Here is a 14077-nt window from a genome sequence, read left to right on the forward strand (position 1 = left end):
TTACAAATTCTCCCATCCCACATTCTGCACCAGCTTGGTGTTCAGCTGCAGTTCTGTGTATGGTAACGGGTACAGGTAGCGGAAGTCTGCCCAGGTTACCCTGGCTATGTTATCCAGCCACTTGATCTCTCCATAGGTGCCGTGAGAGAGCTGTGTAGGATTCGTTACCCCGTTCACGGTAGGTGCTACACTGATGTAGGTCACACCACTCTGCTGTGATGCAGGTGGCGTCTGGTAGAAACATACATCGTTTACACCATCCCCATTCAGGTCCATTGGTACATCCAGTGCTGGTACATACATACCATTCCATTGCTGTACCAACAGCTCTCCGTCATTCCATCTTACCAGGTCATAGAAGCGGAAACCTTCCAGCACCAGCTCTATACCACGCTCTCTCCTGATCTCCAGGATAGAAGGATCGGTAGGATCACCTGCTTTGTTAAAGTAGTTAGTAGTTAAATACTGATCTGCCACGGTTGGTTTTGTAGCAGTACCGCTGGTAATACCAGCCCTTGATCTCAGTGCACCTACTGTTGCAGCCCAATCGGCATCAGTCAGTGTACCCAGTTCAGCTTTGGCTTCCGCATAGTTCAGCAGTATTTCTGCATATCGCATGATACAGATGGAATTCGTATTGTTGGACCCTCCGTCATAATAGGTATCATCCAGACACCATTTTTTAGGCATATAGCCGGTGTAAGTATAAGAAAATACCGGCGGAGCAGCAACTGTTTTTCCATTGTCGGTACGGGTATAATTACCCATGCGGATAGTCTGTGACAGACGCAGGTCCCTGTTCTTTGTTTCTTCTACAAATGGCTTGGTTTCATAACCACTCACACTGGTGAAAGGCGTACCATCTATGTTCAGGTAAGTGTTGATAAACTTACGTGTCAAACTTAAGCGCACACCATAAGTAGCACTGGTGTAATACCAGTTGGCATCGTTAAAAACAGACAGGGTGCTGCTGGCCACGTTGGCCAACATTACCTCCGAAGCCACCGGCGATGCACTGATGAACAGCTGACGGTAAGATCCGCTGGTGCCACCGGCCTGGTTCAGGCTAAATCCACCCTGATCCATTACTACCTTCGCTGCATCTGCTGCCGCCTGCAACAAAGCAGGTGCATCTGCTGTCAGCCCCAGTGAAGTGTGGTATTTTCTGAAAGTACCTTCAAACAGGCATACACGTGATTTCAATGCATATGCTGTGTACTTTGTAACCTGGCTGGCAGTTGCATCAGTACCCAGCGAAATATGCGCTGCGGCATAATCCAGGTCAGCGATAATGGAGTCCATTACCAGCTTACGGCTGTCGCGTGCTGCATACAGTGCACTGTCTGCAATACCCAATGGGGTTCCGATCCAGGGCACATTACCATAGCGTTTTACTTTATCAAAGTAGAACCACGCACGGAAGAAACGTGCTAAACCATTGTAATTTTCACGAATCGTCTGCCCTACTGCAGGGTTGGTATTATTAGCCAGGAAATAGTTGATGTTACGCAGCTTGGTCCATTTCCAGTTGTCAATTTCAGCCTGTACGCGGGAGTTGTAAGCACCGTCGCGCAGAAAATCTGGTACGGCATTCACCGCACTGTAGTCTGCCATCGCATCGCCTCTGAACACATCGCCCATAGCAGGCAGTACATCGTAAAATGAGTTGGCATATAATTTCAGACCGGCTTCGTTTCCGAAGATCGCATCCCTGTCAGCAGTGGATACAGGTCGCTGATCCAGTTCTTTTGAACAGCTGCCTGCCAGTACCCACAACACCAGCACCATCGAGGTCCATTTCAACCGGGTAATATATTGTTGCATGTTGCTTGTTTTAATTTTGATTACAGCGTAATATTTAAACCTAATGTGAAGCTCTTCAGGATCGGATAGTTGTTACCGTTACCAGAACTACTGGCATCTGTAATGGTGTCGGAACGACCAATGCTTTCCACATCCAGGTTTTTGGTAACCTTGTACAGCGGAGACCAGGAGAACAGGTTCTCTGCTGACAGGTATACTTTTGCACTCTGCAGTTTTGCTCTTGATACCAACGTCTTCGGCAGACTATAACCCACCTGGATATTCTTCATACGCAGGTATCTTACATTCTGCAGATACTTCGTTTGCTTGGCATACAGCTCGCCGGAACCATTCTGTGCTACATAACCACGATAGCGTGGGAAGTATGTATTTGGATTCTCTGCTGACCAGATTTTACCTATCTGTGATTTAGGCATGTAGTTGTAAGGTCTGTTGTACTGACCCCAGAATACATCGTTCTCGTTACCAGGCCACCAGTCCTGCTTACCTACTCCCTGGAAGAATACACCAAAGAAGAAGTTGTTCCAGTCTGCATTCACACCTACACCATAAGTATAACGTGGAGTAGAATTACCAATCACTTTCATATCACCATGACTCGCCAGCGTGTTAGCACCATTGTTAATCACACCATCCCCATTCAGGTCTTTGAATTTGATATCACCCGGTAACCATTGACCACTATTAGATGCCTTGAACAGTGCCTGCTTGCTGGCAGCCTGTGTATAATCTGCATCTGTCCAGTAACCATCATTTTCATACCCCCAGATCTCACCATACTTCTGACCCGCGTAGTAGTCAGTCAGCTTGTTGTTGGTATTATTATATTTAGTGATAGTTGCAGAATAGTCAGCCAGGTTCGCTGTTACTGAATAATGGAGAGGTTTCTCCGCTACATTGAATTCATCTCTCCAGGTCAGGGAAATTTCCCAGCCTTTTGTCTTCAGGTCTGCATAGTTACCTTTTGGCACATCTGTACCGAATACAGCAGGCAACGTCTGACCTACGGTAAACATATCGGTAGTGACACGGGTATACATATCACCGCTAAATGTCAGGTGATCGTTCAGTGCAGACAGGTCCAGACCAATGTTGCGGGTAGTAGAAGTTTCCCATGTCAGACCATTTGGAATTACAGAAGGCTGACCGGTTTGCTGAGGTTTTACACCATTGATAACACGACCGCTCTGGGTGATTGCAAATTTCTCCTGGAATGCATAGGAGTTGATGTTACCATTACCCAGCGAACCCCATGAACCACGAACTTTCAGGTCAGAGATCGCTTTTGCAGGTACTTTCCAGAATGCTTCTTTAGACACTCTCCAACCACCGGATACAGATGGGAAGAATGCATAACGCTGGTCCGCAGGGAACTTGGAGCTACCATCATAACGACCATTTACCTCTAGCAGGTAACGCTCTTTGAAGGCATAGTTCAAACGGAAAAACTCACCCTGGATCGCCCATTTTTCATAACCACCGGCAGTAGTGATATTGCTACCCAGTGCCAGGTTCATATCGTTTGCATCGCTATAGATCAGGCCATTCCTGTTGAGAGAGAAACCACTACCGGTAGACTGCTCATAGTTTACACCCGCCATCGCCTTGAAGTAATGGTTAGGGCCAATGTAAGTTTCATACTCAGCATACAGGTTGGTAGCGAGATATTTGGTAGATGAATCGGAATTCATCAGGTCATTATAGCCAGTACCTACATATGCTGTTACACCAGGTGCAGCGCTATAAGGCACCTGCACTCTTCTTCTCTTCTGATCGTCAGTAATGTTCTGCCAGGTCAGGTTACCGATGATGCGCAGTTTGTTCTTAAAAACATTGGCAGTAAAACCAGTGGTATTTCTGAACATCTGCCTATAAAGGTTGATGCCATTCTTACCATAATAGAAATCACCTACGGTGTAAGCAGCAGAATAAGTGAGGGTACCATCCGGGTTCAGCAGCATGGACGAAGGATGTGCCTCATCCGCCATGTTTCTGAAAATACCGCCACCTTCACCTACGTTCAGTGGGTTGTGGTAAGAGCGGTTAGCATATTCTGTATTATTATATACCTGCAGCCATGGGGTCAGTTGAATTGTACCCTTGGCGCGCATGTTGTACATTTTGTAATCGTCAGAGTTAAAACGGAAGAGGCCGTCCTGACTATAATAACGACCGGTAATATAATAAGATGCCTTGCCACTGCTACCGGAAACAGAAAGATTCTGGTCCATCGCCGCAGTGTGGTTTTTATATAACAAGTCATACCAGTCAGTATTACCATAATATACATAGTTACCATTGGCATCCTGTTCTGTTTTAGGCAGCGCCGGGTTATCATTATGTTCTTTCAGTGCCGCCAGGTAAGCTGCAGAAAACTTCTGGGTTTTGTTGATGTTCTGAGGCGTCTGTGCATAATCGTTCCATGCAGACCAGGCATCATTGAAGTTCTTTGCATATTCGTATCCGTTGGATACCATATCAGGTACAGTAGTCGGTTTCTTGCTGGAATAGTTGGAAGAGTAGCTCACAGTCACCCTATCTTTAGAAGGTGTTTTGGTGGTGATGAGCACGACCCCGAAGGCGGCCCTTGCACCATATACCGCAGCAGAAGATGCATCTTTCAGCACACTGATGCTGGCTACATCAGAAGGGTTCAGCATGCTTGGATCGCCTTCTACCCCATCGATCAGTACCAGTGCGTTACCACCCTGGCCGATAGAGGTCGTACCACGGATATTGTAAGCCGGCGACTGGATAGGTTTACCATCACCCATAGTCAGGTTCAGGTTAGGGATCACACCCTGCAGCCCCTGGCTGAGATTTGGAATGGGACGGTTCTCCAGCACCTTGCCGGTTACCTGTGTTACAGCACCCGTCAGGTTTACTTTTTTCTGTGTACCATACCCCACTACAACTACATCATTGAGGGAAGACACATTACTTTTCATCACTACCCGCACATCAGCCTGTGCAGTTACCGGCACAGTGTCAGACAAAAAGCCGATAGAACTGATCACCAAAGTAGGATTTGCTGTTGCATTCAGACTGAATTGACCTTTCTCGTCAGTACCAGTTCCGATAGCAGTGCCCAGTACTTTTACTGTTGCACCAATAATCGGTTGCCCGCTTTCGTCAGTCACCCGGCCTTTCACGATACGCGACTGTGCATATGTGTTCAGCACGCAACATGTAAATAGAAGGATGCATAACCATCTTTTCATGAGGAATAATTTTTTTGTACTGCAAAAGAAGAATTCAGAGGTGAACAGGGCGGTTAATTAGGGATTAACGCCGGCATTAATCAAAAAAAATTATGATTCTCCGGATTAATTATTTATTTTCAGTTAGCGCAGGGGGATATTTAAAGTTAACTTAACCTTCCTTTTGCATTTAATAGACAACCAAAAACTAATTTGCCACGTTATTTAAAAAGCCAATCGGAGTATGCCAGGGCTTCCCTCATCTGTTGTAGTAAAGAACCATATATTTATTACTACTGTTCTGTTGTCAGTTTTCGCATTATTGCCATGTGGGTTATGTGCGCAGGGCGTGTATGGACTTGAGTTTGCAGGAAAAAAAATCGCACAGGAGTTACGTACTTCATTGAATCTTTTTCCAGACAAACCATTGACTGTAAAGGACGATTGTGACCTTTCATTTGATCTCTCTTTTGCACCGGGATATGATTCTTATTTCGGCTACATTTTCAGAATCACAAATGAACTGGGGCAAAATACAGACCTTATATATAGTAACCAGACACAGTCCATTAATCTCGTATCCGGAGATGAATACACAGGTATTCTTTTCAAATTTCCGCCATCAGAAGTGGTGGGAAAATGGTATCACCTGCAGTTTTCATTCAACCAGGCTACGCGTATTACCACATTAAAGATGAACGGCCAGATGGTGGGAACCACAACTATGCCCGCTGCTTTAGGAAAAGAGTTGCGTATCTTCTTTGGTGCGAATCATTATAAACATTGTAATACATATGACCTGCCTACCATGCGCCTGCGCGATGTGCAGATTGCCCAGGCGGGCAAAGTGCAATACCACTGGCCATTGCAGCAGCATGATGGAGAAAAGGAATTCGACCTGGTTAGTCATAGCAAAGCAGTGATCGAACATCCCATCTGGCTGGCAAAAGCATATAGTGAATGGAATACACGGCAGACGGTCACCGTAAATGGTAATGCAGGTGTCACATTCGACAAAGAAACAGGTATATTATATATCACAGGCAGTGACTCCCTCTATCAGTTCGCCTGTAATGGAAATAAGCTGAGTGCCATACCACTGGCCCAATCCCGGGCATTACCTGCAGGAAATATCACAGAATATGATGCGAAACGGCATCAGCTCATGAACTACTTTGTGGATGAACGGGAAGTAGCCTGCTATGATGCCACGCAACGTACATGGAACAAACCATCCACAGAAAATAAAGTAACAGGATTCTGGCAGCATAACCATTTTTATTCACCCTACGATAGCAGCTTATACATCTTTGGCGGTTATGGACATTATCATTATACCGCCGAAGTACAGCAATACTGTACAACAAATGATCAGTGGAAAACAGTGGTAGCGAAGGGAGATAAATTTGCGCCAAGATATATGGCAGCACTGGGCGCTACTGCCAATGGTGATTCCGCTTATATACTCGGTGGCCATGGCAGTGCCACTGGTGATCAGCTGTTGAACCCGGAGAACTTTTACGACCTGCTGTTATTTGATGTAAAGACGCATACCTTCAAAAAAATCTATACACTGGATAAGCCAGATGTGCCGATGGCCTTTGGCAATGCAATGGTAATAGATACAAAAGAACATGCGTATTATGCACTGGCATATGCAAATGACAGGATGGAATCTTCTTTGCAGCTAATTAAAGGATCCCTCGATAAGCCTGCATATGAAAAACTGGGCAATGAAATACCTTACCGGTTTTATGACATCAAATCCAGCGCCTCTTTATATTATTATGCAAAAGGACAGGAATTAATCGCCGTCACCTTATATAACCCCGAGAATAACATCACAGAAATAAAGATTAACACGATACTTTTTCCACCAGCATTATTAATGCCTGCCGAAGGTGTTGGGGAAAGAAATTATCAATACCTGGTATGGGGGCTGGTTCTGTTAACCAGTTTATTAATCGGGTTATCACTGAGGAGAAAGAAACGTGAACAGGCCCCACCGGTGATCACTATTTATCGTTTGCCGGCACCACCACCACAAGCACCCGTATTCAGGGTCATTGAACTCCCTGCTCCTGTTGAAAAGAAAAAAGCAGCCATCTGTTTATTCGGACATTTCACCGTCATCGACCAGGAAGGAAATGATATCAGCAAGCTATTCAGTCCTTTGGTGAAAGAATTGTTCTTATTAATATTCCTGCATTCTTCATTCGGTAGAAAAGGTATTTCCTCAGAAAAAATTAACGAAATACTCTGGACGGGGCGGTCGGTAAAAGACGCGAAGAATAACCGGTCAGTGAATATGGTGAAGTTGAAAAACATTCTCGATAAACTCGGTGATTATAGCCTGGCAAAGCAAGACGGAAAATGGAAATTAACATTTGAGGAAGACGTGTATGTGGATATCCGGCACTGCCACCAGTTGATGGAAGAACAAAATATTGCACAACTGGTGCAGGTATGTGGCCGGGGCGGATTACTGATGGAAACAGATTATAGCTGGCTGGATAAATTTAAGTCAGACCTGACGACGGAACTGCTCAATATATTTACCAAACACCTGGATGAGCATGCAGAGCAGTTGCATCCGGAAAAGATCATACAGACCTGTGACACTATGCTGCATTTCGATTCCCTCTGTGAAGAAGCCATGATATACAAATGCAGGGCCCTGGTGACCATGCACCAGCATGCAACAGCGAGAAGCCTGTTCAGAACTTTTAAAAACGAATATGAGGCCATCTATGGAGAGCCATTTGAGAAAGATTATATGGCGGTGATGGTAAATGATTAATGTATCTTTGCACCATACAGACAGGTGCCATGGAACAGGAAGCAAATAAAAAACGAAAGATCATTCATATCGATATGGATGCTTTCTATGCTTCCGTAGAGCAGCGGGATCATCCTGAATACCGCGGCAAACCTGTCATCGTAGGCGGTCCCCCCAATAGCCGCGGGGTGGTAGCCACAGCCTCTTACGAAGCCCGTAAATTTGGCGTTCGCTCTGCCATGTCTTCAAGAAGAGCGGTACAACTTTGTCCTGATGGGATTTTTGTCTATCCAAGATTTGATGTCTATAAAGAAGTATCCAGGCATATCCGGGAGATTTTCAGCAGGTATACAGACCTGATAGAGCCCTTGTCATTAGATGAGGCCTACCTGGATGTGAGCGTGGATAAACTGGGAATCGGGTCGGCCATTGAAATTGCCAGACTCATCAAACAAGCCATAAAAGATGAACTGCACCTCACCGCATCAGCAGGTGTATCGATTAATAAATTCGTTGCTAAGATTGCCTCCGACATGAATAAACCGGATGGTTTAACTTTCATTGGACCTTCCCAGATTAATCACTTCATGGAGCAATTACCTGTGGAGAAGTTTCATGGGGTGGGAAAAGTGACGGCAGAGAAAATGAAGAAGATGGGGCTACATACCGGTGCGGATCTGAAGCGGTTGTCGGAGAATGAAATAAAACAGTATTTCGGCAAACCCGGGGCATTTTACTACCGGATAGTACGCGGGATTGATGAACGTGAAGTACAGCCACACAGAGAAACAAAATCAGCAGGTGCAGAAGACACCTTTCCGGTCGATTTAACGGCGATTGAAGATATGCACAGGGAGTTGGAAAGAATTGGCGGCCTGGTCACCACAAGGCTTAAAAGGCACAATTTAAAGGGTCGTACCATCACACTAAAAGTTAAGTACAGTGATTTTAAGCAGATAACCCGTAATCAGTCATTGTCATTTGCAACCAATGACCTGGAAATTATCGTAAGAACAGCGCAGCAATTATTAGCAGCCATAGACCACGAAGATAAACCCATCCGCTTATTAGGTATTTCTCTTTCAAACTTCGGAGAAATAATACCAATAAATGGCAGTAGTACGCAGCTATCATTATTCGATTAATAACGATGGTTGACCATCGTTATGAATCAAAAAGGTTTTGCCAGAGGCAAAACCTTTTTGATTCATTAATTATCTCGGATATCCATCATTCTGCTTGAGATTCGCATTCAACTGCAACTGCGTTCTCGGAATGGGGAACAACTCCCTATAACTTTCAGAAGCCACATGATCCCACCATGTCCCCGTCGTATACTTCCCAAAACGAATCAACTCCTGCCTCCTATACCCCTCAAAAATAAACTCACGCCCCAACTCAGCCAGCAACTCATCCATCGTAAGCGTAGTAGTCGTATACGCATGCGCCGGCCAGTCTGCTGCACTATAAGCACGTTGTTTCACCGTATTCACCAGGTCAACTGCCTCCTGCGTAGCCACACCTCCATTCTTACGCATGATCGCCTCCGCCTTCACAAAATAAATCCATGACAAACGATACACCGCCCAGTCACAACTACGATAACTAGGGTCAGACAAAGGACCGAGCCTGTATTTATTAAAGCGTACCCCACTGTTCTCTTCACCCTGTGTCATATCAGTAACTGTACTACCCTGTACATTCTTACGAATGTTATCTACAAATACCAGCTGCTTGCCATCATATTCATTACCACCACTACAAATTACCGGATCAGTACCATTGGAACCATATTTCCACTGTGGGCCTATCAGCATCCACTCGCTCTTACGCTTATCAGCGTCTTCAAATGTAGTATACACACCAGGTATCACCACTACCCCATCATTACCATTGATCGGGTTACCATTGATCTGGCCCTGGTTGAAGTGATAAAAGTCACCAGGCCATTGTGGCGCAAAGCTGGAAACAACATAATCATATGCGATAGAGAAAATGATCTCTTTTGACAAATCGTTACTGGGTTTATAAGTATCTGTCAGGTTAGGATCCAGTGCCAGTGCGCCATTCATACCACCAGCAGTATTGTTGATGAGGGCATCGCAGGCTGCAATACAATCATCCCAGCGTGCAGTACCAGACCATTTCTCTGCATTCAGGTACATTTCAGCCAGCATGGCATAGCCTCCAGCCTTAGACATACGGCCCAGCAATGCCTTTGACAAATTAGGGCTCTTGTCGATATTGTCTTTGATCTCCTGTTCGATGAAAGCAAATACCTCTGCACGGGTCTTTGTTTCAGGGCTGGTAGGTTCACCTACCTTAGTCACGATCGGAATATTACCATAAATATCCATCAGGCGCAGGTAGTGAAAAGCACGCAGCAGGCGCAGTTCACCGGTAAAGCCATCTTTCTCTTCCTGCGTGAGCCCCATCGCACCGGCATCACGACCTTCGATATTACCAATGGCGTCATTACAGAAACCCAGCCCTGTCCACAACAGGTTCCAGCAATTCTGTACAGTAGATTCATCCACAGTCCAGGTATGGTAGTGCAAACGGATCCACTGACCATTATCGTAACCGTGACGACCTTTCTGCGGCCATGCCAGCTGATCAGCAGAGAGCTCGCTCAATCGCCACCAGCCACTCTGGCCGGGAGTAATCCATGCATTTGCATGTGTGTAGGGCCTGAGTACGGCAGACACTACTTCGTTTTTATTATTATAAAAGTTATTCGTGAGCAGCGTAGAATAAGCCTTTTCATCCAGGTTAGTACAGCTGTTTTGCAGTACCGGAAGTAAAGCTAAACTTGTATATACGGCTATCTTTTTAAATCGTTTCATTCGACAAGTTTTAAATGGGTACATGTTAGAATCCTACATTCAATCCAAACATAAAGCCACGGGTACCCATATATGGGGTACGGCTATCTGAAGCATTCAAGGCATCAACACCTGGGTTCAGACCTGTATCTCTTATCATGTCAGGATCGTTACCAGTGTAGTTAGTGATAGTAAACAGGTTGGTAGCAGTGAAGTAAAGTCTCATGCTCTGGATAGTCTTTTTGCTCCTGAATGGAACAGTATAACCCAGCGTCAGCTCATCCAGTTTCATGAAGTTACCTTTCTCAATGTAGTAGTCAGAGTACTGATAACCACCAGTGATCTTTCCATTTTTAGTAAACGCTGTCTCCAGCACATTGCTGGGCAGAGAAGCTTTGGAACCGTAGAACATTTCCATGGTGTTCAGAATATTGTAACCAAACTTGCCACGCATGAAGGCTCTCAGGTCAAAGTTTTTATACTTAAAAGTGTTGGTGAAAGACAGGTATACTTTAGGAACAGCATTACCAATTACAGCAAAGTCTTTTTCGCTGTCCAGCTGGTCAGCAGAAGCCTTGGTACCATCTGCTTTGTAGAACAGCCAATCGCCGGAGTCAGTCAGGCCAGCAAAACGCTTACCATAAAAGTTACCAATACGGTCTCCCTCGTAAGTACGGATCGCACTACCCAACGCACCATAACCACCAATGTCTGCATAACTAACATATTTGATTGTATACAGCGAATTGGAATAGCGGTCCAGGATATTCCTGGAAGTACTGAATGCTACATCTACATTCCAGGAAAAGTCTTTCGTTCTTACAGGTACACCACTCAGTGTGATTTCTATACCTTTTGAAGAAACCTGACCTACGTTTGCATAAATAGAGTTGGTTACATAAGGAGGCAGCTGGGTCGTTACATTTTCCAGCAGGTCGTTGGTAATACGTTTGTACACATCGATCGCACCTGAAATACGGCCTTTGTAGAAACTGAAGTCAACACCCAGGTTGTATTCAGATTTCTTTTCCCATTTCAGATCCGGGTTAGGATTCTTGTTAGGACCATAAGTCTGGCGCCATACCCCATCCGGGTTGAGATAGGTACCACCGGTACCCAGGGTTACAAGAGAGCTATAGTTGTTGATACCGGAGTTACCAGTCACACCATAACCGGCTCTCAGTTTCAGTTCATCAAGGAAAGTAACACCCTGCATAAATGGTTCATCACGCATGTTCCAACCTAAGGACAGCGCCGGGAAGTTACCCCACTTGTTGTTCGCACCGAAACGGGAAGAACCTTCATGACGCAGAATCACGCTGGCCATGTATTTATCCTTATAGTTATAGTTCACTCTACCAAAGAATGCGATGAGCTTATTATCATTTTTATAGCTGCTCATACCGGCTTTACCAGCCAGGAGCTGGTTACCTGCACCAATGTTATTTTCTTCGAAGATATCATTTACGAAGCCGTAGTTGCTGGCATCAAAATATTTTTCTACTTCATAACGGTAGCTATAACCACCAATCGCGGTGAAATTATGGTTCTTGTTTACAGTGATATTATATTCCAGGGTAGGCTCTACTGCATATTTAATATTCAGGAAAGAAGATTGCCATGCATAACCGCTGGAATCATAGTTTTCAACCGAAAGCTCAGACAGCAGGTCTGCATAGCTACTTTCGTTATAACTATCGCGGGTCACTGAACCAAAAATAGATGCTCTCAGGCCTTTCACAATATCCAGCGATACCTTGGCATCACCTGAAGTAGTTTGCTGCTGGCGGATATCAGTCTCCTGGTTCAACCTGGCCAGTTCGTTGGTACTGGTTTGCTCAAAATAATAGGAACCATCCGGATTATAGGGAGAATAAGTCGGGTTAAAAGTATAATATCCCTGCAGGTTACCACCATCTGTGAGCAGGTTCGCTTTATTGAAGTTGGTGGCCAGGTTAAACTGGGAAGTCAGGCGATCATTCAATCCTTTTGATGTGATGCTCAAACGACCCCCATACTGTTGGCGTTCATTTTCCTTCAGAATACCCTGCTGATTCAGGTAATACACACTGGCACGGTAGTTAGACTGCTCATTACCACCAGAGAAGGCAAGGTTATGATTCTGTGTTAAGTTGTCGTGATTCACGAGCAGATCTACGAAATCCGTTCTGTAGCCTTTGTCAGTTGCATTGATTTCACCATCGGCGATCTTCGCTGCATATTGATCAGGAGTGAGGAACTTGGGAATACGATATTTATACTCCTTGCGGAAGTAGTTGTTGTAAGTCACGCGGGCAGGACCTTTTGTTCCTTTCTTGGTAGTCACGATGATTACACCACCATTTGCCTGTGTACCATAGATCGCAGCAGCAGAACCATCTTTCAGTACGGAAATACTCGCGATGTCATCCTGTTGTAACAGGTCGAGATTACCACCGGGAATACCGTCAATTACGATCAGGGGCGTCATGGTACCTGTAAATGAAGTGATACCGCGCAGCTGGATAGCAGGACTGGTATTAGGATTGGAACCACCGATGCGGGTGATCTGCAACCCCGCAACTTTACCCTGTATCAGGTCAAGTGCATTACGGGCACCGCTCTGACGGAAGTCCGTAGGCGTAATGGAGGTAATAGCCGAAGTCACTTCCTGTTTCTTCTGTGTACCATAACCTACTACTACCACGTCTTTGAGAGAAGTAACGTCAGCAGATAAGCTAATATTGAGCGTGTTGGAAGTACCTAAGGGAAGTTCTTCCGTCTTGTAACCTACGAAAGTAAATACCAGGGTAATGTTGCCACCTGGAACATTCAGGGAATAGGAACCGTCTGCCTTGGTCTGGGTGCCGATAGTAGCACCTTTTACCTGTACGGTTACACCGGGTAAGGGACTTTGTCCGCCTGCATCCAAAACCTTACCGGTAATGGTGCGGGACTGGGAAAATGCCAGCATGGAGAGGAATAACATCCATATACTGTGCAGGCATATCCGAGAAAGAAAAACTAGTCTTCTCTTCATATACTTTGATTTTGGTATTAAGCTTATCCTTTTATAGTTGGCACATACATCCCCCGTTCGCTGCAGCTTGTTTTTGCAGCGATAACAATTGTTTATTTAAAAAAAGACATACGTCTCCTGTGCGATGAAATAAGGCATTTCATCGTATGCAGTTACGATCAGAAAGACACACGAATTTCCCTTGCTCACTACCCGATCTGGCAGTGGACAAAAACTATTGGTTTAGTTCTACACCTCAAAAAACAGTACTCACCTTGAGCTACGGTTTTTCAATCCGCACATAAATTTTTGAAAAATAAACTGGCAGGCATTACGCGGATTCAATCATCATCTCCATTTTAGATTTTAGTTCGGTTAAAATGACTGATTAAAAACAATGTAACTTCCAAGTTCAATAACGTCGATTAATACAATGCTGTGTACAAGTTTA

General features: G+C 44.9%; 6 protein-coding genes. 2 read left to right on the forward strand and 4 right to left on the reverse strand.

Going from position 1 to position 14077, the window contains the following annotated elements; genetic code table 11:
- Together ABDW16_RS13295 and ABDW16_RS13300 are read right to left on the reverse strand one after the other, a co-directional pair.
- Positions 1 to 1824 (reverse strand): RagB/SusD family nutrient uptake outer membrane protein, encoded by a 1824-nt coding sequence (locus ABDW16_RS13295; protein ID WP_343670345.1) that lies wholly within the window; start codon positions 1822 to 1824, stop codon positions 1 to 3.
- Between the two features lie 20 nt (positions 1825 to 1844).
- Complete coding sequence (locus ABDW16_RS13300; protein WP_343670346.1) at positions 1845 to 5045, reverse strand: TonB-dependent receptor; 3201 nt, start codon at positions 5043 to 5045, stop codon at positions 1845 to 1847.
- A 223-nt stretch (positions 5046 to 5268) separates the two neighbouring features.
- Here ABDW16_RS13300 and ABDW16_RS13305 point away from each other — a divergent pair, with 223 nt between their 5' ends.
- Together ABDW16_RS13305 and dinB are read left to right on the forward strand one after the other, a co-directional pair.
- Positions 5269 to 7824: a hypothetical protein gene (locus tag ABDW16_RS13305; RefSeq protein ID WP_343670347.1), complete on the forward strand. Its 2556-nt coding sequence runs from the start codon at positions 5269 to 5271 to the stop codon at positions 7822 to 7824.
- Between the two features lie 29 nt (positions 7825 to 7853).
- Entirely contained in the window at positions 7854 to 8948 is a 1095-nt protein-coding gene (dinB, locus tag ABDW16_RS13310) for a DNA polymerase IV (protein ID WP_343670348.1), read from the forward strand.
- 69 nt (positions 8949 to 9017) lie between these two features.
- Here dinB and ABDW16_RS13315 read toward each other — a convergent pair whose 3' ends face one another.
- Positions 9018 to 10649: a RagB/SusD family nutrient uptake outer membrane protein gene (locus ABDW16_RS13315; protein WP_343670349.1), complete on the reverse strand. Its 1632-nt coding sequence runs from the start codon at positions 10647 to 10649 to the stop codon at positions 9018 to 9020.
- Positions 10650 to 10674: 25 nt separating this feature from the next.
- Positions 10675 to 13647: a SusC/RagA family TonB-linked outer membrane protein gene (locus ABDW16_RS13320; RefSeq protein WP_343670350.1), complete on the reverse strand. Its 2973-nt coding sequence runs from the start codon at positions 13645 to 13647 to the stop codon at positions 10675 to 10677.
- Positions 13648 to 14077 lie beyond the last annotated feature (430 nt).

This window comes from Chitinophaga sp., assembly GCF_039596135.1.
GTDB lineage: Bacteria > Bacteroidota > Bacteroidia > Chitinophagales > Chitinophagaceae > Chitinophaga.

Excerpts from the sequence above, each read along its gene's own strand:
- ABDW16_RS13295 (WP_343670345.1), bottom strand. The coding sequence starts at position 1,824 with ATGCAACAATATATTACCCGGTTGAAATGGACCTCGATGGTGCTGGTG.
- dinB (WP_343670348.1), top strand. The coding sequence starts at position 7,854 with ATGGAACAGGAAGCAAATAAAAAACGAAAGATCATTCATATCGATATG.
- ABDW16_RS13320 (WP_343670350.1), bottom strand. The coding sequence starts at position 13,647 with ATGAAGAGAAGACTAGTTTTTCTTTCTCGGATATGCCTGCACAGTATA.
- ABDW16_RS13315 (WP_343670349.1), bottom strand. The coding sequence starts at position 10,649 with ATGAAACGATTTAAAAAGATAGCCGTATATACAAGTTTAGCTTTACTT.
- ABDW16_RS13300 (WP_343670346.1), bottom strand. The coding sequence starts at position 5,045 with ATGAAAAGATGGTTATGCATCCTTCTATTTACATGTTGCGTGCTGAAC.
- ABDW16_RS13305 (WP_343670347.1), top strand. The coding sequence starts at position 5,269 with ATGCCAGGGCTTCCCTCATCTGTTGTAGTAAAGAACCATATATTTATT.